Origin of the sequence: Catenuloplanes nepalensis, from assembly GCF_030811575.1 — a bacterium.
GTDB lineage: Bacteria > Actinomycetota > Actinomycetes > Mycobacteriales > Micromonosporaceae > Catenuloplanes > Catenuloplanes nepalensis.
This window is the reverse complement of the sequence record NZ_JAUSRA010000001.1, coordinates 725,646-746,011: the sequence shown is the minus strand read 5'-3', so window position 1 is coordinate 746,011 and position 20,366 is coordinate 725,646. Positions and strand designations below refer to the sequence as shown.

The following is a 20,366-nucleotide window of genomic DNA, read 5'->3' as shown; positions in this document are numbered from 1 at the left end:
TCATTGCCCTCTCGGATGTTCGTGTCGCCGTTGGTGGATCAAGGTGCCGATCTGGCGTACGACCGCCTCGACGTCGTGGCGTACCCGTGCGTTGGTGAATCTCAGGACGGCGAAGCCGTCGAGCTGGAGCCGCACGTCGCGCTGCCGGTCCTCCTCGAAGCGACCCGGCCGGCAGTGTTCCGGCCCGTCGATCTCAACGACGCAGCGCTCGTTCCGCCACAGCAGATCGAGCCGCACCGGGCTGTCCAGCGCGTGCGACCGGTAGGTCTGGTTCCACGCCCGCCCGGTCGCCCACGGCTGCCGGGCAAGCGCCGCCTCCAGCGCGCCCTCGCACCAGCTGCGCGGATGCGGTCTTCCCTCGACCGCGGCGACCGTGCCGGCCGGTTTCCGGGGCGTGGGCGCGCGGGCCGGCAGGTCCACGGCGCTGAGGCGGTCGATCGTGGTGAGCGGCGCGCCGCAGAGCCACACGCCGGTGCCGGCCCGGTCCGCGAGCCACTCCGCGCCGGCCACGACCGTGCGTTCGGCCTCCGCGCCCAGACCGTCCGGCACCCGCATGAGCAGCACCAGCCGCGCGCGTCCCAGCCCGTCCGCGACCGCACGGGCCAGCCCCCGGGCCCGGATCTCCGGGGCGAAACGACGCCGCGCGGGTACGCCGGAGAGCGCCCCCGCGGCCAGATCGGCGAGGAACGGCCCGAAGTGGGGCGTGCCCGCGGCCCGCTCGGCCGCGAGTGCCCGGACCGCGGCCAACCCGGCGCCGCCCGGCGAGTCGATGTGCTCCGCCGCCGGCAGCCAGGCCGGGTAGAGCCCGATCGCGGCCGTCTCCAGGTCGTCCAGGACCGCGCCGACGAAGCCGGCGACCCGGTTCGCGGTGCGGAACCGGTGGCTGAGCACGGCGGGCGCGTCCGGGCCGCCGTGCGCGGCGAGCAGCGCGATCCGGTCCGGGTCCGCGCCGCGCACCCGCACGACCCGGTCGACCGGCAGCGCGGTCAGGGGCGTCACGGCGTACCCGCCGCGGGGGTGCCGTCCGGGTTGATGCCGAAGGCGCGGAGGTGGTGCAGCGTCTCGCGATCCGTCTCCTCGCGCGCGGTGAGCAGCGCCAGGTAGCGGTCGACGGCGCCGGGCGTACCCGCGTTGACCTCGTCCAGCAGCGCGTCCGCGACGCCGAGGTCGAAGAGCAGCGCGGTGAGCGTCCGCGCGGACCGCTCGTCTCCGCCGTCGACCTGCGCCCGCAGCTCCTCTATCTGCCGCGCGGCCTCGGCCCGGCCGGGAACGCCGTCGGCCATCATCTTCCGGTAGCGGCGGCCGGCCGGCTCGTCGCCGCTCTCCGCCCGTGATCTCAGCTCGGCGACCCGGCCGTGCAGGGCGAGCAGGTCGGCGAGCTGTTCCGCGGCGTAGCGGTGCCCGCGATCCGCGCGTTCCCGGAGCTCGTCGAGGTGCCCCTGTTCGGCGAGCACGTCGACGAGCGCCTCGGCCGCGGTCACGTCGCCGGCATCGGCGCGCTCCCGCAGCAGGTCGGCGCGGCCGAAGTCGGCCAGGAGGCCGGTGACCGCGGCCGTGACGCCGGGCCGGGACCGGACCTGGTCCGCGCGGCGCATGAGGTTGACCAGCTTGTCGTACCGGTCACGCAGGTCGTCGGAGGGGCTGACCGCGATCCGCTGGGCGAGCAGCACCCGGGCCTCGTGCAGGCGGTCCTGCCGGACCAGCAGGTCCGTGAGATCCAGCGTGGCCAGGTCGTTGAGTTCGGGGAGCCGGCGCAGCGCGGCCTCGGCGTACCGGTAGCGCATGCGGGCCTGTGCGCTGACCGAGAGCCGGCGCAGGTCGTCCGGGTTCGTCACGTGCGCGAGCAGCGCCTCCCACAGGCTGTCCGGCGGGCAGGCCGTGCGGTTGACGCCGCTGATGTGCTGGGCGAGGAAGTCGGCTATCACGTACCCGTCGAGCGATCCGGCCTTCCGGGCGTAGGGCGCGAGCACCGCGGTGCCGCCGCCGAGCTCGTCGGTGAGGTAGGGCAGCGCGCCGGCGAGCCATCGCTCGGGCGGGACGGCCCGGTCGGCCGGGCTGAGGTAGCCCTCGATCGCGTCCCGCAGCAGTTCCTCCGGCAGCGGCGAGCCGACGCCGAGCCGGCGGGCGTCCGCGGCCGCGGTGATCACGGCGCGGACGAACGGGCTGGACGCGTGCTCCCAGCTCTCCAGCAGCGCGGACGCGCCGACCAGGGCCCGGGGCAGGCCCGCACCGGCGCCGGTGGCGAGCGCGACCCGGAGCCGTTCGTCCCGTTTCGCGAGGACGGCCGCCTCCTCCCGCTCGCGGGCGGTGAACTCCGCGTCCACCCGGATCCGGGTGGCCAGCTTGAGGAGCTGGCGGTCGTCGGCGTACTTGTCGAAGCCGTCCGGGTGGCGCAGCGGCGACCTGGCCATGTAGTGCTCGGACCAGATCGTGCCGACCACGATCATCCCGGCCCGCATCAGCCCGTCCAGGATCGCGCGGTTGAGCGGCGGGTCGGCGCCGAGGAAGTTCTGCAGCTCGTCGAGCCAGAGCACGGTCCGCTCGGTCGGCTCCCGATGGGCGCGGATCACGTCTCGCGTATCGGCCGGATGCAGCAGCCACCAGTCCGGCACAACATTGAGAATCGCTTCGTAGAGTGATCGGGTCTTCCCTGTCGAGGAGCCACCGACCAGCAGTACGAAAGCGCCCTCGTCCGCGCCTTTCGCAATGATCTCGCGGAGATGATCGTCAAAGTCGCGGCGGACATAAGCCGGCAGATCATCAGCGGAATCGCCGACCCGGATCGACGCATGCAGACCGAGCGCGTGCGGTGAGGCGTCCCGGCACCGTCCGGCGTTCGCCGGGCCGGCGCCGGCCCGCGCGTCCAGCCGCCGCCACACCTCCCGCACCTGGCCGCGCTGGACGTCCGGCAGCGACCACGCCCGCAGCAGGCTCTCCAGCAGCGCTTTCCTGATCGGGCGACGCCCGATCAGCGCGTCGCTGACCGCGCCACGGTCGAGCCGGCGATCGTCCAGACCGGACTCCGCGGCTTCCAGGTCGGACAGGCTCATGCCGGTCGCCTGGTGAATAAGGCTCAGATAGAGCGCGAAATCCGGCCAGTTGCGGATCTCGAACGGGTCGTCGGCGAAGGCGGCGGACGTCAGCGTGCTCAACCCCTCCGTCGCGGGCTGCCAACATTCCGGCACAGCCTAAGAGAACGCGCACGGCGGAGACCATAGGCGACGCGGGGTGCGACCGATCGGCCGTGGAAACCGCACCGATCGGCCAATGCGTTCCGGGTGAACGGCGACCGTCCACTTCACACCTCCGTGGGAATTGCGTATTCGGCATATCGCTTTCCACATCGGATATCCCGCCACGCCACTCGAAGGTGGGCCGTACAATGTACGGTATGACGTACACACCCGCTGCCGACGAGGTAGACGCCCTGCTTGACTGGTTCGCTCGCTATGACGCGCACGCGCGCGGCAACGACACCGAGGCCATGGCCGACATGGCGATCTTCCCGCTGATGGTGATGACGGACGACTCGGCCGGTGAGAGCGTCGCCCAGGTCTGGGACCGGCCCACCTTCATCGCGGCCATGAGCATGGCCGGCGCGGACACGGCCAGGGTCGAGTTCGACAACCACCGCAGCCCGACGTTCCTCGACGCCCACCTGGCGGTCGTCACCACGGACTCGACGATGATCATCGACGGCGAGACCACGCGGACGCGCTACGTCGACGTGATGGCCAGGCAGAACGGCGAATGGCGCTTCAAGAGCATGATCCAGCCCGGCTGGGGCGACATGCTGAAGGAACACCTGGGTGCGTGAAAGGCCAGGCGGTCGGTAGGAGAGACCACCTGGCCCACAACGATCCGCCAGGGAGGAGCGCCAGCGACGACCGGTGCCCGCGGGAGCAAGCCCAAAGAAACCACGCCGGAAGCGGGAAATCCGCTTCTAAAGCTCTTGACGCTCTTCGCTTCTAACGCTCCCCGCGCCGCGCCCGGACCGCCGCCAGCGCCTCCGCGAGGATGGCTTCACCGTCCTCAGGGGACCGGCGCTCCTTCACGTAGGCCAGGTGTGTCTTGTACGGCTCCGGTCGCGCCGGTCCGGGCGGGTTCTCCCGGTCACGACCGGCCGGCTGGCCGCAGCGGGGGCAGTCCCAGACCTCCGGCGTCGGCGCCTCGGCCGCGAGCAGCAGCTCGGTCGTGTGGCCGTTACCGCACCAGTAGGTGACGGGAACGCGCGGGGCCGGTTCACTTCTCTCGGTGGGGCGCATGGGGCTGGAGCCCACGCGGGTGCCCCGGATAGCGCTGCCGTTCGGCACGATTCGCTCCTCTGTCCGTTGGGGGTTCGGTGGAAGCGTTGCGATCCGCCGACGGCGTTCCGTTCGGCGCTGGACACCAAAAACTCTGCGCCTGGCCCCGAGGACAGGGACCAAGCGCAGAGTGTACGACTAGGAGTGCCGCTCAGGCACCGTCGACGGCGAGTTTCAGCCAGAAGCCGAGCCCGACGATGCAGGCGAACCACACAATTCCGACCAGAACGGTGTAGCGGTCGAGGTTCTTCTCCGCCACGGACGAACCGGCCAGGCTGGAGGTGACGCCGCCGCCGAACATACTGGACATGCCGCCACCCTTGCCCCGGTGGAGCAGGATGAGCATGGTCAGAATGGCGCTCGTGATGATCAGCAACACGATCAACGTGTAGGCGAACCACATCGGCATGATCGGGTCGTTCCTCTCTTGGGCAGGGCCGTGCCAAGGATAGCGGGCGGTCGAAGTCGCGGTCACGCGGGGCACGCGGAAGGGGGCCCGGTAAAAGGCCCCCTTCGTGTGAAGCGCGTCAGCGAGCGACGTGCTCCGGGAAACGCACGATCTGCACGAACTGTTCGGCGTCGATGCTCGCACCGCCGACCAGCGCGCCGTCCACGTCCGGCTGCGCCATGATCTGGGCGACGTTGTTGCCCTTCACCGAGCCGCCGTAGAGCACACGGACCCTCTCCGCGGTCTCCTGGCCGTACTTCTTCGCGAGGCGGGCGCGGATGTCGCCGCACACCTCCTGCGCGTCCTCCGGCGTCGCGGTCTTGCCGGTGCCGATCGCCCAGACCGGCTCGTACGCGATGACGATCTTCTCGACCTCGGCCGCGGCGAAACCGGACAGGCCGGCCTCGAGCTGGTCGGCGCAGTGGGCGATGTGCCCGCCGGCCTCGCGGACGTCCAGGCCCTCGCCGATGCACAGGATCGGCGTGAGCTCGTTCGCCAGCGCGGCCTTGGCCTTCGCGTTGACCAGGCCGTCCGACTCGTTGTGGTACTCACGGCGCTCGGAGTGCCCGACCACCACGTAGGTGCAGCCGAGCTTCGCCAGCATCGCGCCGGAGATCTCGCCGGTGTAGGCACCCGACTTGTGCGCCGAGATGTCCTGCGCGCCGTAGCCGATGAGCAGCTTGTCACCGTCGACCGCGGTCTGCACCGTGCGGATGTCGGTGAACGGCGGGAGAACCACGGTCTCCACGTCGGTCAGCTGCTTCTCGGTGAGGCCCGCGGCCAGCTTCTGGACGAGAAGGTTCGCCTCGAAGTGGTTGAGGTTCATCTTCCAGTTGCCGGCCATCAGCGGCCGGCGCGACGAGGTCGCCATCACTTCTCCAAAGCGGCGATGCCGGGGAGGGTCTTGCCCTCCAGGTACTCCAGGGAGGCGCCGCCGCCCGTGGAGATGTGGCCGAAGGCAGCCTCGTCCAGGCCGAGCGTGCGCACGGCCGCGGCCGAGTCGCCGCCGCCGACCACGGTGAAGCCGTCCACCTCGGTGATCGCCTCGGCGACGCCCCGGGTGCCGGCCGCGAACGGCGCCAGCTCGAAGACGCCCATCGGGCCGTTCCAGAAGACGGTCTTCGCGCCGGCGATGGCCTCGGCGAAGAGCTTGACGGACGAAGGTCCGATGTCCAGGCCCAGGCGGTCGGCGGGAATCCCGTCGGCAGGGACGACATCGTGGTCGGCATCAGCGGAGAACGACGAAGCCGCCACCACGTCCACCGGCAGCACGATCCGATCGCCACCGCGCGCCAGGAGATCGGCACACGTGGAGATCATCTCCTCCTGGAGCAGCGACTTCCCGACCTCGTGGCCCTGGGCCTTGAGGAACGTGAAGCACATGCCGCCGCCGATGAGCAGCTTGTCCACCTGGGGCAGCAGCGCCTCGATCACGGCCAGCTTGTCGCTGACCTTCGAGCCGCCGAGCACCACCACGTAGGGCTTCTCCGGCGAGGCGACCTTCTTCAGCACCTCGACCTCGCGGCCGACCAGGCCACCGGCGTAGTGCGGAAGGAGGGCCGGCACGTCGTAGACGCTGGCGTGCTTGCGGTGCACCGCACCGAAGCCGTCGCCCACGTAGACGTCCGCGAACGCGGCCAGCTGCGCGGCGAAAGCCTCCCGGGAAGCGGAGTCCTTGCTGGTCTCGCCCGCGTTGAAGCGCAGGTTCTCCAGCAGCAGGACGTGACCGTCCTCCAGCGCGGCGACCGCGGTCTCGGCACCGGGGCCGACCGTGTCCTCCGCGTAGACCACGGCGGATCCGAGCAGCTCACGAAGCCGCTCGGCGACCGGCGCGAGCGTGTAGGCCGGGTCCGGCGCGCCCTTGGGACGGCCGAGGTGGGACATCACGATGACGCGGGCACCCGCGTCGCGGAGCGCGACCAGCGTCGGCAACACCGCGCGGATCCGGCCGTCGTCGCTGATGACGCGCGGGTCAGAGTCCTTCTCGAACGGGACGTTCAGGTCGGCGCGCACGAGCACGCGCCGACCTGAGACACCCTCGCCGAGCAGGTCGTCGAGAGTCTTCACAGAGGTTGTCCCTTACAGGGAGGCGCCGACGTACTTGACCAGGTCGACGAGACGGTTGGAGTAGCCCCACTCGTTGTCGTACCAGCCGACGACCTTGACCTGCGTGCCACCGATGACCTTGGTCAGCGGCGCGTCGAAGATGCAGGAGGACGGGTCGGTGACGATGTCCGAGGACACGATCGGGTCCTCGGAGTAGGTCAGGTAGCCCTTGAGCGCACCCTCGGCGGCGGCCTTGACCGCGGCGTTGACCTCCTCGACCGTGGTCTCGCGCGAGGCCACGAACGTCAGGTCGGTGGCGGAGCCGGTCGGGATCGGCACGCGGACCGCGAAGCCGTCCAGCTTGCCCTTGAGCTCCGGCATGACCAGGCCGATCGCCTTGGCGGCGCCGGTCGAGGTCGGCACCAGGTTCAGCGCGGCGGCGCGGGCACGGCGCAGGTCGCTGTGCGGGCCGTCCTGCAGGTTCTGGTCCTGCGTGTACGCGTGGATCGTGGTCATCAGGCCGTGCTCGATGCCGATCGCGTCGTTGATCGCCTTGGCCATCGGCGCGAGGCAGTTCGTGGTGCAGGACGCGTTCGAGATCACGGTGTGCGACGCCGGGTCGTACTTGTCGTGGTTCACGCCCATGACGACCGTGACGTCCTCGTTCTTCGCCGGAGCGGAGATGATGACCTTCTTGGCGCCGGCCTCGATGTGCGCCTTGGCCTTGGTGGCGTCGGTGAAGAAGCCGGTCGACTCGATCACGATGTCGGCGCCGACGGCGTCCCACGCGAGCTTGCTCGGGTCGCGCTCGGCGGACGCGCGGAACGTGTTGCCACCGACGGTGATCTCGGTGTCGGTCGCCTTGACCTCGTGGCCGAGGCGGCCCAGGATGCTGTCGTACTTCAGCAGGTGGGCGAGCGACTTGTTGTCGGTCAGGTCGTTCACGCCGACGATCTGCACGTCGGCACCGGAGGCGAGCACCGCCCGGAAGAAGTTACGGCCGATCCGGCCGAAGCCGTTGATACCAACCCGGATGGTCACAGGTCCGTCTCCTCGCGATCTGGCCCGCCGCGGGATTTCCCCGTCACCGGCGGACACGTGTGCCGACCGTTTACCGCAGCCGGCCGCCAAATGGTCGTCCCGGATAGCCCTGCCGCGGTTGCGCAAGAAGACCGCACCACGACGAGGGTGAGAACCGGTTTGCCGGCCCCGTCGCCGTACGCTGCGAACACTATCTGAGTTGTTGCAGCGCCGTTGCGGCGGGGCTAAGGATCCCATCCTGTCCGGTTACACCGGCACCCACCAGGGCACTTCAGCCCCCTCCGGGCATTTTCAAGATCACGAACCCGCGCGGGTACGGACGTGCGGCGTCACCGACCGCAACACCACAAGATCCAGGCGTCCCCCATGCTGTTCGACCGACATGGGGGCGCCTGGATCTCGCCAGGGGTTCAGCTCAGCAAGCGAGCATCTCGGGCGTGACCGCCGCCTCGGTGTCCGGTATTCCCAGGTCACGGGCCCGCTTGTCGGCGAGCGCGAGCAGCCGCCGGATGCGCCCGGCGATCGCGTCCTTGGTCAGCGGCGGGTCGGCCAGCGCACCCAGCTCCTCCAGCGACGCCTGCCGGTGCTGCAACCGCAGGTGACCGGCGGACGTCAGGTGGTTCGGCGCGTCCTCGGAAAGGATCTCCAGCGCGCGGGTGACCCGCGCCGCCGCCGCGACCGCGGCCCGGGCGGACCGGCGCAGGTTCGCGTCGTCGAAGTTCGCCAGCCGGTTCGCCGTGGCCCGGACCTCGCGGCGGACCCGCCGCTCCTCCCAGGAGAGCACGCTGGAGTGCGCGCCGATCCTGGTCAGCAGCGCCGCGATCGCGTCGCCGTCCTTGACCACGACCCGGTCCACGCCGCGCACCTCGCGCTGCTTGGCCGTTATCCCGATCCGCCGGGCCGCGCCGACCAGCGCCAGCGCCGACTCCGGGCCGGGGCAGGTGATCTCCAGCGCGCACGATCGGCCCGGCTCGGTGAGCGAGCCGTGCGCCATGAACGCGCCCCGCCACGCCGCGACCGCGCAGCACGCGTTCCCGGAGATCACGTGGTGCGGAAGCCCCCGCACCGGCCAGCCGCGCACGTCGAGCAGCCCGGTCTGCCGGGCCAGCGCCTCGCCGTCCTTGACCACCCGGACGATGAAGTGGCTGCCCTTGCGCAGGCCACCGGAGGCGAGCACGTGTGTCTCGCTGGAGTAGCCGTACACCTCGGCGATCTCCCGCCGGAGGCGGCGCGCCGCGACGCCGGTGTCGAGCTCGGCCTCCACGACCACCCGGCCGGACACGATGTGCAACCCGCCCGAGAAGCGCAGGAGCGCGGTCATCTCGGCCCGCCGACAGCACGGCTTCGCCACTTCCACGCGGCTCAGCTCGTCCTTGACGGCCGCAGTCATCGCCATATCGTCGTCACCTCGTGCACGCAATCCTTGAGTTGTCCGTCTCGGCTCGCCTCGCCCATGGCTTAACGATCGACTCCCAGCACCGGCACCAGCGCGGCGCCGAGTGTGATGGGATCATGCCGCGGGCTGCCGTCCGGCACCGCGACGGGTGCCAGCACCAGCCGGGCACCCAGCGATTCTGCCGCAACCGCGACCGGTTCGGGGTCACCGACCGCCGCGGGATCCGCGAGGACCACGTCCGCGGTCAGTCCCGGCAGGTACCAGGCGAGCGCGGCCAGGTGATCGGCGACGGAGAGCCCGAGCGTCTCCTTCTCCGCCGCGAGGTTGAGCAGCACCAGTCTCCGCGCCGGGCTGCTCAGGATGGCCGCGGCCAGCTCCGGCACCAGCAGGTGCGGGATCACGCTGGTGTACCAGCTGCCCGGCCCGAAGATCAGCCAGTCCGCCTCGGCCACGGCGGCGAGCGCCTCCGGGCAGGCCGGCGGGTCCTTGGGCAGCAGCCGGACCTGCCGCACGGTGCCGCGGGTGACCGCGACCTCGTGCTGGCCGTGCACGGTGCTGATCTCGTCCGGCCGGGCCGGGTCGGCGCCGCACACGTCCGCTTCCAGCTGCACGCCGTGCTTGGACATGGGCAGCACCCGGCCCTGCGCGCGGACCAGGCCGGCCGCGTGGTCGAGCGCGGCGATCGGGTCGCCGAGCAACTCCATCAGGCCGCAGAGCAGCAGGTTGCCGACCGCGTGACCGGTGAGTGGGTCCTCGTCGCCGAAGCCGGCGGCGGTGAAGCGGTGCTGCAGCAGCGCGGCGGTGCGCGCGGACGTCTCGTCCTCCGCGGAGAGCGCGGCGAGCGCCTGACGCAGGTCGCCGGGCGGAAGGATGCCCCGCTCCGCGCGCAACCGCCCGCTGGACCCGCCGTTGTCACCCACGGTGACCACGGCGGTCAGCTCCAGGTCCAGCTCGGGCCGGACCCGCCGGAGCGCCCGCAGCGACGCTCCCAGCCCGTGTCCCCCGCCGAATGCGACTACTTTTACCGTCACTCGCGCCCCAGGTCGCGGTGCTGGGCGTTCGCGGACAGGCGGGCCTCGCGCAGCCGGGTGGCGAGCTCCTCGCTGATGGCGACGCTGCGGTGCTTGCCGCCGGTGCAGCCGATCGCCACGGTCAGGTAGCGCTTGCCCTCGCGCTCGAAGCCGGACGCGGTGGCCGCGATCAGCCCGGCGTAGGAGCCGACGAAGTCGAGCGCACCGTCCTGGCCCAGCACGTACGAGCTGACCGACTCGTCCCGGCCGGTGAACTCGCGCAGCTCCGGCACCCAGTACGGATTCGGCAGGAACCGGGCGTCGAGCACGAAGTCCGCGTCCGGCGGCAGCCCGTACTTGAAGCCGAACGACAGCACGGTCACCCGCAGCCGGCGCGCGTCCTCGCCGCCGAACAGCTCCTCGACCCGCCGGCGCAGCTGGTTGACGTTCAGGTGGCTGGTGTCGATGATGACGTCGGCCTGCTCGCGGGCCTCCTCGAGGAGTTTCCGCTCGGCCGCGATGCCCTCCTCCAGCCGCCCGTCGCCCTGCAGCGGATGCGAGCGGCGGACGCTCTCGAAGCGGCGGATCAGCACCTCGTCGTCCGCGTCGACGAACACCACGCTCGGGTGGAAGCCCTTGTCACGCAGCGCCTGGACCGCGCCGGGCAGGTCGGTGGAGAACGCGCGGCTGCGCACGTCCAGCACCATGGCGGTCTGCCGGGTGGCGGGGCCACCGGCCGCGAACGCCAGCTCGGCCATGTCCACCATGAGCGCCTGCGGGAGGTTGTCGACCACGTAGAAGCCGACGTTCTCCAGCGCACGGGCCACGGTGCTGCGGCCGCCGCCGGAGACGCCGGTCACGATGACGAGGCTGACCTCGGATCGGGCCTCCGCGTCCACCTCCGGTCGCTGTTCGCCGTGCCGGTCGAGCCGGTCGGTCACTGTGTCCTCCGGTCGCTCGTCGTCGCGCCGCTCGGTCACGACGGCCCCCTCATGGTCGAAAGTCTGTCGGGCGCCAATCCTAGAGTTCGCTCACTGCCGGCCGTGCGCCCGCTTCGGGCTCAACATCCGGGGTGGATGCGCTGTTCCCCGGTGTATCGGCCGTCTCCGGGCCCGCGGGTGCGGCCAACTTTTCACCCGTCAGGGCGGCGATGATGGCCTCGGCCGTGCGCGGGCCGATGCCCGGGACCTCGGCGATCTCGGCCGGTGACGCGGCCGCGAGCTTCTTGACCGAGCCGAACTGCCGCAGCAGCGCCTTGCGGCGCACCTCGCCCAGGCCCGGCACGTCGTCGAGCGCGGAGACCGTCATCCGCTTGGAACGACGCTGCCGGTGAAAGGTGATGGCGAACCGGTGTGCCTCGTCGCGGACGCGCTGGAGCAGGTAGAGCGCCTCGGAGTTGCGCGGGAGGATGACCGGGTACTCGTCGTCCGGCAGCCAGACCTCCTCCAGCCGCTTGGCCAGGCCGCAGAGCGCCACGTCGGTGACGCCCATCTCGGCCATCACCGCGGCCACGGCCGCGACCTGCGGCGCGCCGCCGTCGACCACGATCAGATTCGGCGGGTACGCGAAGCGCCGCGGCCGGCCCGTGGTCGGATCGATGCCGGGCAGCTCCGCCGGGACCGGCTCGCCGCGCGCGGTGAGCTCCACGCTCTCCGCCTCGCCGCCGGGCGCCAGCTCGCCACCCGCGGTGACCTCTTCATTCGCGACCGGCTCCTCGCCCGCAACCGCGTGCTCCCCGCCGACGATCGGGCGCCGCCCGCCCGTCACCGCATCCTGGCCGCCCACGCCCGCGTCCCGGTAGTCCGCACCCGCATCCTGGCCACCCACGCCCGCTTCCTGGTAGTCCGCACCCCCTTCCTGGTAGTCCGCGGCGGCGCCCGGGCCGGTCGCGCCCGACCAGCCGCCGCCGGCCCGCGCGGCGTCGGCCTGCGCTCCGGCCTGCGCGTTCTCGGACTTGAGGCGGGCGAAGCGGCGGCGCATCACCTCGGACATCGCGGAGAGGTCGTCCATGCCGCCGCCGTGCCGGTCGCCGCGCACGATGAACCGCCGATATTCCCCCTTGCGGGGCAGCCCGTCCTCGAACACGACCATGCTGGCGACCACGTCGGTGCCCTGGATCTGCGAGACGTCGAAGCACTCGATGCGCAGCGGCGCCGTCTCCATGCCGAGCGCGTCCGCGATCTCCTCCAGCGCCTTGCTGCGCGTGGTCAGGTCGCCGGAGCGCTTCAGCTTGTGCCGGGTCAGCGACTCGGCCGCGTTCCGCGCGACCGTCTCCATCAGCGTCTTCTTGTCGCCGCGCTGGGGGATGCGGATCTGCACGCGGCTGCCGCGGTGGCCGGAGAGCCAGTCGGCGAGCGCGTCCGCGTCGTCCGGCAGCGCGGGGACGAGCAGCTCGCGCGGCACGTCGGCCTCGCCCTGCTCGGCGCCGTAGACCTGGGTGCAGAAGTGGTGGACGAGGTCGCCGAGGGACAGCTCCTCGTTCTTCTCCACCACCCAGCCGCGTTGGCCCCGGATGCGCCCGTCGCGCACGTGGAAGACCTGGACCGCGGCTTCGAGCGGGTCGTCGGCGAACGCGACAACGTCCGCGTCGGTGCCGTCGCCGAGCACCACGGCCTGCTTCTCCAGCGCGCGCCGGAGTGCCGCGACGTCGTCCCGCAACCGAGCCGCGAGCTCGAAGTTGAGTTCGTCGGACGCGGACATCATCTCCCGCTCCAGCTTCTTGACCATGGTGTCGGTCTTGCCGGCCATGAAGTCGCAGAAGTCGTCGACGATGTCGCGGTGCTGGTCCATGCTGACCTGGCCGGTGCACGGCGCGGAACACTTGCCGATATAACCGAGCAGGCAGGGGCGGCCGACCTGGGACGCGCGCTTGAACACGCCGGCCGAGCAGGTGCGTGCCGGGAAGACGCGGAGCAGCAGGTCGAGCGTCTCGCGGATGGCCCACGCGTGCGAGTAGGGCCCGAAGTAGCGGACGCCCTTGCGCTTGGCGCCGCGCATCACCTGGAGCCGCGGATAGTCCTCGTCCAGCGTGACCGCGAGGAACGGGTAGGACTTGTCGTCCCGGTACTTCACGTTGAAGCGCGGGTCGAACTGCTTGATCCAGGTGAACTCCAGCTGGAGCGCCTCGACCTCGCTGCCGACCGTCACCCAGTCGACCGAGCCGGCCGTGGTGACCATCTGCTGGGTGCGCGGGTGCAGCGTGAACGTGTCGGCGAAATACGAGTTCAGCCGGCTGCGCAGGCTCTTCGCCTTGCCGACGTAGATCACCCGGCCGGTCGGGTCACGGAACCGGTAGACACCGGGGGACTCGGGGATGGTCCCGGGCGCGGGGCGGTAGGTCGACGGATCGGGCACTCATCCACCCTAATCCGGGGGTCCGACAACCCCGCCCGCCCCAGCCCTCGTGATCCAGGCGTCATTCATGTCGTCAGAACGACATGAATGACGCCTGGATCACGGGCCGAGAACTCAGGCGAGCGTGATGGACTCGCCGTCGACGGTGATCTGCTTCTCCTCCAGCGGCTGGCGCGCCGGGCCGGAGGTCGGCGAACCGTCCTCGATCGAGAACAGGCTGTTGTGGCACTTGCAGACGATCGAGCCACCGTCCACACTGCTCACCGGGCAGCCCTGGTGGGTGCAGATGTTGCTGAAGCACTTGAACGTGCCCGCGGCCGGCTGCGTGATGACGACCTGCTGCTCCGCGAGGATCACGCCGCTGCCGACCTGGATGTCCGTGGTCTTGGCGATCGCGTCGGCCGCGGTGTCGCCGCCGCCGGTCGAGGGCGCGCTGCTCTCCGCGCCGGTCGTCGAGGGGGCACCCGTGGTCGGGTCGGACCCGGCCCCCGAGCTCGTGCTCGGCGAGTCGGACTCGGTGCCGCACGCGGCGAGCGCGGCGACCGCACCCACGGATCCGGCGCCGACCAGCAGCATCCGGCGCGACGCGGTCCCGGCCTCGAGCACCTGCTCGTTCTTCATGCTGTAAACCCTCCTGTTAGCCCGCGGTGCGCCGGCCGCTGTGCCGCCGTGCGCGTCCACGTCCATAGACACGGGTGGCGGGCCCGGCCGGTTCGATGAGAACCGGCCGAACCACCCCACGTCCGTTACTCACGGTAGAGAACACACCTGTGCGTAACAGAAGAACCCGGGCACGGTCTGCTGACAGAGGGTTGCCTTACCGTCCCGCTATCGGCTCGCCGTGGCCTTGGCCCGACTGGAACGAGCCTTCGTGGCCGCGGCCGGTTTCACCGAGTTGACCTTTTCTCCGTTCGCCTTCGCGGCGCGGGCGACCGCGTCCTTCGCGCCGGACGGTTCGCCGGTGAGGCCGAGCATCGGGCGCAGGAACTGGCCGGTGTGGCTGCCCGGCACCTCGGCCAGCTCCTCCGGCGTGCCCATGGCGAGCACAGTGCCGCCGCGGTGGCCGCCCTCGGGGCCCATGTCGATCAGCCAGTCGGACGACTTGATCACATCGAGGTTGTGCTCGATCACGATCACCGTGTTGCCCTTGTCGACCAGGCCCTCCAGGACCAGCAGCAGCTTGCGGATGTCCTCGAAGTGCAGGCCGGTGGTCGGCTCGTCCAACACGTACACACTGCGGCCGTTGGATCGTTTCTGCAGTTCGGAGGCGAGCTTGACGCGCTGCGCCTCACCACCGGAGAGCGTCGGCGCGGGCTGGCCCAGCCGGACGTAGCCGAGGCCCACCTCGACCAGCGTCTTCATGTGCCGGTGGATGGAGGTGATCGGCTCGAAGAAGGTCGCGGCCTCCTCGATCGGCATCTCCAGCACCTCGGAGATCGTCTTGCCCTTGTAGTGCACTTCCAGCGTCTCGCGGTTGTAGCGCGCGCCCTTGCAGACCTCGCAGGGGACGTAGACGTCCGGCAGGAAGTTCATCTCGATCTTGATCGTGCCGTCGCCCGCGCAGTTCTCGCAGCGACCGCCCTTCACGTTGAACGAGAACCGGCCCGGACCGTAGCCGCGCACCTTCGCCTCGGTGGTCTCCGCGAACAGCTTGCGGATGTTGTCGAACACGCCCGTGTACGTCGCCGGGTTCGACCGCGGAGTGCGGCCGATCGGCGACTGGTCCACGCCGACCACCTTGTCGATCTGGTCGAGCCCGGACACCCGCGAGTGCCGGCCCGGCACCATCTTCGCGCCGTTGATCTGGTTGGCCAGCACCTTGTAGAGGATGTCGTTGACCAGGCTGGACTTGCCGGAGCCGCTGACGCCGGTGACCGAGATCAGCTGCCCGAGCGGGAACGGCACGGTCACGCCGCGCAGATTGTTCTCCCGGGCGCCCTGCACGACCAGTTCCCGATCGGGGGTACGCGGGCGGCGCACCATCGGCGTCGGGATCTTCTTCCGGCCGGACAGGTAGGCCCCGGTCGCGGACTCCTTGTTCTTCAGCAGCCCGGAGTAGGGCCCGGAGTGCACGACCTTGCCGCCGTGCTCGCCCGCGCCCGGCCCGATGTCGACCACCCAGTCGGCCTGGCGGATCGTGTCCTCGTCGTGCTCGACCACGATCAGCGTGTTGCCCAGGTTCTTCAGCCGGAGCAGCGTCTCGATCAGCCGGTGGTTGTCCCGCTGGTGCAGGCCGATCGACGGCTCGTCCAGCACGTAGAGCACGCCGACCAGGCCGGAGCCGATCTGCGTGGCCAGCCGGATGCGCTGCGCCTCGCCGCCGGAGAGCGTGCCGGCCGGCCGGTCCAGCGACAGGTAGTCCAGGCCCACGTCGACCAGGAACCGGAGCCGCGCGTTGATCTCCTTGAGCACCCGCTCGGCGATCATCTTCTGCCGGTCGTTGAGCTGCATCTCGCCGAGGAAGTCCGCGCACTCGCCGATCGAGAGGTTGCAGACCTCCGCGATGGACTTGTCGTTGAGCGTGACGGCCAGCACCTCGGGCTTGAGGCGGGCGCCCTTGCACGTGCCGCAGGGCACGTCCCGCATGTAACCCTCGTACTTCTCCCGGGACCAGTCCGACTCGGTGTCCGAGTGGCGGCGCTCGATCCACTGCATGACGCCCTCGAAACCGGTGTAGTACGACCGATCCCGCCCGTACCGATTCCGGTATTTGACGTGGACCTGGTCCTCGGCGCCGAACAGGATCGTCTTCTGCGCGGAGGAGGACAGCTTCCGCCACGGCGTGTCCAGCGTGAAGTGCTCCTGCTCGCCGAGCGCCTCCAGCAGACGCAGGAAGTATTCCTGGGTCTGGCCGCCGGACCACGGCTGCACCGCGCCGTCACGCAGCGTGCGCTCGATGTCCGGGATGACCAGCTCCGGGTCGATCTCCTTCTTCGTGCCGAGGCCGGTGCACTCCGGGCAGGCGCCATAGGGTGCGTTGAACGAGAAGACCCGGGGCTCCAGGTCCTCGATCGCCAGCGGGTGCTCGTTCGGGCAGGCCAGGTGCTCGGAGAAGAGCCGCTCGCGGTCCGGGTCGTCCTCCGGCGCGTCGACGAACTCGAAGATGACCAGGCCGCCGGAGAGGCCGAGCGCGGCCTCGACCGAGTCGGTGAGCCGCTGCTTGCCGCTCGCCTTCACGCTGAGGCGGTCGATGACCACCTCGATCGTGTGCTTCTCCTGCTTCTTCAGCTTCGGTGGCTCGGTCAGCGGGTAGACCACGCCGTCGACCCGGGCCCGCGCGTAACCCTTGGTCTGCAGCTCGGCGAAGAGGTCGACGTATTCGCCCTTGCGGCCGCGGACCACCGGGGAGAGCACCATGAACCGGGTGCCCTCCGTCATCGCGAGGATCCGGTCGACGATCTGCTGCGGTGACTGCTTGGAGATCAGCTCGCCGCAGACCGGGCAGTGCGGGACACCGGCGCGCGCGAAGAGCAGGCGCAGGTAGTCGTACACCTCGGTGATGGTGCCGACGGTCGAGCGCGGGTTACGCGACGTCGACTTCTGGTCGATCGACACCGCGGGCGAGAGGCCCTCGATGAAGTCGACATCCGGCTTGTCCATCTGGCCGAGGAACTGCCGCGCGTACGAGGAGAGGGACTCCACGTACCGCCGCTGGCCCTCGGCGAAGATCGTGTCGAACGCGAGGCTGGACTTGCCCGACCCGGAGAGGCCGGTGAAGACGATCATCGCGTCGCGTGGCAGATCAAGGGAGACGTCGCGGAGGTTGTGCTCACGCGCGCCACGAATGATCAGTCGGTCGGTCACTGCCCGCCCACTTCCCAGCTCAAAAAGTGCCATGCCTGTGGTGTGTGTCACATCGGGCCGCGCAGCGGCCCGGGATGTTCCAACGTCTCTTACCCCGGTTGAACTCCCACTTCCCCTTCCGGGGTACTAACAGCAGGTCAGACCGCATGAGAGCGCCGCAGGCGACTCTAACCGGGGGGTACGACATTTTCGGCCGGCCTCAGATCGGGAGGTCCGACACCTTCCACACCCAGGCGCCGCCCACGAGTTCCGGCTGCCGCCCCAGAAGGTCGGTCACCGTGGCCCTGAGGACGTCCGCCTGCGCGTGCCGCTCCCCCAGCACGAGCGCACCGGCCTTCCAGTATCTCAGGTCGTCCAGCGCGGCGGCCCGATCCGCCGCGGTCACCACCGGCGCCCGCCCGGACCGGACGATCTCGAACAGGATGTCCGAGGTGCGCCGGGCCGGCGCGTTCCACGTGCCGGTCGTCTCCGTCTCACCGTTCGTCGGGCCCATGAAGTAGCCGCGCGGCACCGGCGCGTCCAGCGCGGTGAACGCGGCCATCCGCATGCCCTCCCGGCCCACCGTCACCTCGGGCAGCGGGACCGGGACCAGCGAGCGGCCGTCCGGTACGAACTCGCGCCACTGGCCGGACGTGATCAGCTCGGGCATCGGCGTGGCCGGCGCGGTGATCAGCGGCTTCGGCGCGACCGGGAGCAGCGCGACCGCGATCGTCACCCACCAGAGGACGACCCGCCGCCCCGGCTTCTCGGTGTGCTCCCGCAGCACCCGGTCGGTCGCGAAGGCCAGCAGGAACGCGCAGGCCCAGACCACGACCATGGTGAAGCGCGTGGTGGTGATCAGGTTGATCAGCGGCAGGTGGCTGACGAAGAACAGCGGCATCGGCACCTCGGTGTCCACGCCGCCGACCACCAGCGTCGGCCCGGACGCGATGATCACGAAGACCAGGCCGGTGATCACGACCGCGCGCATCGCCCGCAGCCGCCAGGTCAGCACCGCGCACACCACCAGCAGCACGACCAGCGGCAGACCGAAGAAGCTGTTGTCCTCGGTCGCGCTGACGCTCAGCGACTCGGCCAGGCCGGTGTGTCCGGCGATCGACTGGCGGGCGTAGAACACGTACGACGCGAGGTCGGTGACGTAGACGTCCGGCGTGAACGGCAGGCCGCGATAGTGCTGACGACCCAGGAACTGCTGGAACAGGGGGTACGCGAGGAGGACGCCGGAGGTGCCGGCCGCGACCGCGAGCCCGGTCAGCCCGGGCTTCCACACGGTGCCGATCCGGTCCCGGTGCATCAGCAGCCACGAGACCGTGAAGATCGCGCAGGCCAGCGCCACGAAGAGCAGGATCTCCTCGTTGACGAAGACCTGTGCGGTGATCAGCAGGCCGAGGACGACGCCGTTCCGGACGGGCCTCTCGGGCCGGCGCAGCTCGGCGACGCGCCAGAACAGGAACGGCACCAGGATCAGCACGGTGAAGTTGATGTGCCCGTTCGCGTGCGAGATCATCGCCGGCGCGAACCCGCCCCACAGCCCGGCCACGAACGCGGCGCTCCGGTGGCTCACGAAGTGCCGGCCGAGCACCCAGTACCACGCCGCGGCCGTGCCGCCCAGCCCGATCGTGATCAACAGCGCCATCGAGACGCCCGGGCCGAACCAGTGCGTGATCGGCGAGACCGGGACGCCCAGCGCCAGGATCGACGTGTTCGCCATCATGTTGATGCCGTCCGGGAAGTTCAGCCGGTCCGTGAAGAACAGGCCCTCCCCGTGGAAGACCGCGCGCTCCGCGTGCGCGAGCACGAACAGGAAGAACCCGTGATCGTCCTCGTTCGCCTTGAGAACACGGCCGTCCGGGTCGGCCCACAGGCGTGAGGTGACCAGCACCGCCAGCGCCGTGTAGACCACGCCGGCGACCACGTCCCACAGCCGGTGGGATGCACGCCCGCCGTCGGGCTTCGGTGTCGCCTCCTCGGGCGCGCTGTCCAGGACTCGCACCCGCGCATCATGCCAGAACGCGCGCGGCCCGTCCCTGTCGCTACGCTGGGACTTGATTCGATCATCGATGCATGGGGGCGGGTCTCGTGTCGTACACCGGTCATGTCTCACCGGGCTCCGGCCCGGCCGTGCGGGAGCTGCCCGCGCTGACCATCACCAAGCAGTCGGTCGGCGGAGAGTTCGACAACAACGCCTACCTGCTCCGCTGTACGACCACCGGCACCCAGCTGCTGATCGACGCCGCGAACGACGCGGACGTGCTGCTCGCGCTGACCGGCTCCGATCTGGCGACTGTGGTGACCACGCACGCGCACGGCGACCACTGGGGCGCGCTGGCCGAGGTCGTCTCCGCCACCGGCGCCGAGTCGATCGCGCACCGCGACGACGCCGCGGAGCTACCGGTCGTCACCCGCACCGTGGTCGACGGCGACACGATCACGGTCGGTGAGGTCACGCTGGAGGTCATCCACCTGGTCGGCCACACACCGGGTTCGATCGCGCTGCTCTATCAGGACCCGGCCGGCATCGCACACCTGTGGACCGGCGACTCGCTCTTCCCCGGCGGCGTCGGCAACACGCGCGGCAACAGAGCCGCCTTCGACTCCCTGATCACCGACGTCGAGACCAAGCTCTTCACCCGCCTCCCCGACACCACCTGGTTCTACCCCGGCCACGGCGACGACTCCACCCTCGGCGCGGAGCGTCCCTCCCTCCTCGAGTGGCGCACCCGCGGCTGGTAGACACCTCGATTCCGGATACACGGATCGACATCGACGACGACGCGCTCACTGAAGCAGCGAAGCTGCTCGGCACGAAATCCCGGACGGACACGGTGAACACCGCCCTCCGGGTGACCACGGAACGAGCTCCGGCGGGCCCGGGCCCTCAGCCGGCTCGCAGAACTCGGCGAAGCGCGCGCATCGACGATCTTCTGAGAAGGAGCGCCTACCGCGGGCCCGTCCGCCGCTGA

Annotated in this window: 16 protein-coding genes and 1 pseudogene; 3 read left to right on the top strand and 14 right to left on the bottom strand. The window is 70.5% G+C overall.

Going from position 1 to position 20,366, the window contains the following annotated elements:
* Positions 1 to 999 carry an endonuclease domain-containing protein gene (locus J2S43_RS03160; RefSeq protein WP_306827030.1) on the bottom strand — a complete coding sequence of 333 codons (999 nt, stop codon included), beginning with the start codon at positions 997 to 999 and terminating at the stop codon, positions 1 to 3.
* Positions 996 to 3,152: a hypothetical protein gene (locus J2S43_RS03155; protein WP_306827029.1), complete on the bottom strand. Its 2,157-nt coding sequence runs from the start codon at positions 3,150 to 3,152 to the stop codon at positions 996 to 998. Before J2S43_RS03155 ends, J2S43_RS03160 begins: the two co-directional genes overlap by 4 nt.
* A gap of 239 nt (positions 3,153 to 3,391) precedes the next feature.
* Between J2S43_RS03155 and J2S43_RS03150 the strand changes: the two genes are divergently transcribed.
* Positions 3,392 to 3,817: a DUF4440 domain-containing protein gene (locus J2S43_RS03150; RefSeq protein ID WP_306827028.1), complete on the top strand. Its 426-nt coding sequence runs from the start codon at positions 3,392 to 3,394 to the stop codon at positions 3,815 to 3,817.
* A gap of 151 nt (positions 3,818 to 3,968) precedes the next feature.
* On the opposite strand, the gene J2S43_RS03145 is transcribed toward J2S43_RS03150, so the two are convergent.
* The 12 genes and pseudogenes from J2S43_RS03145 to J2S43_RS03090 form a co-directional block, all read right to left on the bottom strand.
* Positions 3,969 to 4,313: an RNA polymerase-binding protein RbpA gene (locus tag J2S43_RS03145; RefSeq protein WP_306827027.1), complete on the bottom strand. Its 345-nt coding sequence runs from the start codon at positions 4,311 to 4,313 to the stop codon at positions 3,969 to 3,971.
* A gap of 142 nt (positions 4,314 to 4,455) precedes the next feature.
* A complete protein-coding gene (secG, locus tag J2S43_RS03140; RefSeq protein WP_306839178.1) occupies positions 4,456 to 4,713 on the bottom strand; it encodes a preprotein translocase subunit SecG in 258 nt (85 codons plus the stop codon).
* 118 nt (positions 4,714 to 4,831) lie between these two features.
* Positions 4,832 to 5,623 carry a triose-phosphate isomerase gene (gene tpiA, locus J2S43_RS03135; RefSeq protein ID WP_306827026.1) on the bottom strand — a complete coding sequence of 264 codons (792 nt, stop codon included), beginning with the start codon at positions 5,621 to 5,623 and terminating at the stop codon, positions 4,832 to 4,834.
* Entirely contained in the window at positions 5,623 to 6,819 is a 1,197-nt protein-coding gene (locus J2S43_RS03130; protein ID WP_306827025.1) for a phosphoglycerate kinase, read from the bottom strand. The genes tpiA and J2S43_RS03130 overlap by 1 nt, the downstream gene beginning before the upstream one ends.
* A 12-nt stretch (positions 6,820 to 6,831) precedes the next feature.
* Positions 6,832 to 7,839 carry a type I glyceraldehyde-3-phosphate dehydrogenase gene (gene gap, locus J2S43_RS03125; RefSeq protein ID WP_306827024.1) on the bottom strand — a complete coding sequence of 336 codons (1,008 nt, stop codon included), beginning with the start codon at positions 7,837 to 7,839 and terminating at the stop codon, positions 6,832 to 6,834.
* 415 nt (positions 7,840 to 8,254) lie between these two features.
* Positions 8,255 to 9,235 (bottom strand): DNA-binding protein WhiA, encoded by a 981-nt coding sequence (gene whiA / locus J2S43_RS03120; protein ID WP_306827023.1) that lies wholly within the window; start codon positions 9,233 to 9,235, stop codon positions 8,255 to 8,257.
* Positions 9,236 to 9,297: 62 nt separating this feature from the next.
* Complete coding sequence (locus J2S43_RS03115) at positions 9,298 to 10,266, bottom strand: gluconeogenesis factor YvcK family protein (protein WP_306827022.1); 969 nt, start codon at positions 10,264 to 10,266, stop codon at positions 9,298 to 9,300.
* Complete coding sequence (gene rapZ / locus J2S43_RS03110) at positions 10,263 to 11,144, bottom strand: RNase adapter RapZ (protein ID WP_306839176.1); 882 nt, start codon at positions 11,142 to 11,144, stop codon at positions 10,263 to 10,265. The genes J2S43_RS03115 and rapZ overlap by 4 nt, the downstream gene beginning before the upstream one ends.
* A 190-nt stretch (positions 11,145 to 11,334) precedes the next feature.
* Positions 11,335 to 13,599 (bottom strand): annotated as a pseudogene (uvrC, locus tag J2S43_RS03105) (excinuclease ABC subunit UvrC); the annotation flags it as partial.
* A 114-nt stretch (positions 13,600 to 13,713) separates the two neighbouring features.
* Positions 13,714 to 14,220: a Rieske (2Fe-2S) protein gene (locus tag J2S43_RS03100; protein WP_306827020.1), complete on the bottom strand. Its 507-nt coding sequence runs from the start codon at positions 14,218 to 14,220 to the stop codon at positions 13,714 to 13,716.
* Between the two features lie 207 nt (positions 14,221 to 14,427).
* Entirely contained in the window at positions 14,428 to 17,403 is a 2,976-nt protein-coding gene (uvrA, locus tag J2S43_RS03095; RefSeq protein ID WP_306827019.1) for an excinuclease ABC subunit UvrA, read from the bottom strand.
* A 199-nt stretch (positions 17,404 to 17,602) separates the two neighbouring features.
* Positions 17,603 to 19,396 (bottom strand): hypothetical protein, encoded by a 1,794-nt coding sequence (locus J2S43_RS03090; protein WP_306827018.1) that lies wholly within the window; start codon positions 19,394 to 19,396, stop codon positions 17,603 to 17,605.
* A gap of 86 nt (positions 19,397 to 19,482) precedes the next feature.
* Between J2S43_RS03090 and J2S43_RS03085 the strand changes: the two genes are divergently transcribed.
* Positions 19,483 to 20,136, top strand: a complete 654-nt coding sequence (locus J2S43_RS03085) for an MBL fold metallo-hydrolase (RefSeq protein ID WP_306839174.1) — start codon at positions 19,483 to 19,485, stop codon at positions 20,134 to 20,136.
* The gene (locus tag J2S43_RS42115; RefSeq protein WP_370881592.1) at positions 20,115 to 20,366 is read left to right on the top strand and encodes a type II toxin-antitoxin system VapB family antitoxin; all 252 of its coding nucleotides are present in this window, start codon (positions 20,115 to 20,117) and stop codon (positions 20,364 to 20,366) included. The genes J2S43_RS03085 and J2S43_RS42115 overlap by 22 nt, the downstream gene beginning before the upstream one ends.

Bases quoted from the DNA above. Each gene is read 5' to 3' on its own strand.
- J2S43_RS03150 (WP_306827028.1), top strand. From the start codon at position 3,392: ATGACGTACACACCCGCTGCCGACGAGGTAGACGCCCTGCTTGACTGG.
- secG (WP_306839178.1), bottom strand. From the start codon at position 4,713: ATGCCGATGTGGTTCGCCTACACGTTGATCGTGTTGCTGATCATCACG.
- tpiA (WP_306827026.1), bottom strand. From the start codon at position 5,623: ATGGCGACCTCGTCGCGCCGGCCGCTGATGGCCGGCAACTGGAAGATG.
- whiA (WP_306827023.1), bottom strand. From the start codon at position 9,235: ATGGCGATGACTGCGGCCGTCAAGGACGAGCTGAGCCGCGTGGAAGTG.
- J2S43_RS03100 (WP_306827020.1), bottom strand. From the start codon at position 14,220: ATGAAGAACGAGCAGGTGCTCGAGGCCGGGACCGCGTCGCGCCGGATG.